1 pseudogene is annotated in these 259 nt (G+C 83.4%); it reads left to right on the forward strand.

The features are described from left to right. Window positions 1–208, forward strand: a pseudogene (locus tag ABD308_RS36575) (hypothetical protein); the annotation flags it as partial. Window positions 209–259: the final 51 nt, after the last annotated feature.

Here is a 259-nt window from a genome sequence, read left to right on the forward strand (position 1 = left end):
GCCGCCGTCCTCCACCAGGTCCTCCGGTCCGGCCGCCGCCGGGCGGGCTCACCGCCTGAACTCCGGCGGTGAGCCCGGGCAGGGAAGGAGCGCCGGCCCCGTCGAGCAGGACGCCGTGGGCCCGGGCCGCGTCGGCGACGGCGGCGCCCAACGCGCCCACCGGCAGCGCGACGGCCCCGGCCCGGAGCGGCCGGGACAGCCGCCGTGAGCCCCCGCCAGGCGCCGACCCCGCGACCGACGACGGGCCGGACAGCGGCGG

The sequence above is a fragment of the Kitasatospora putterlickiae genome, assembly GCF_039527695.1.
GTDB classification, from domain to species: domain Bacteria; phylum Actinomycetota; class Actinomycetes; order Streptomycetales; family Streptomycetaceae; genus Kitasatospora; species Kitasatospora putterlickiae.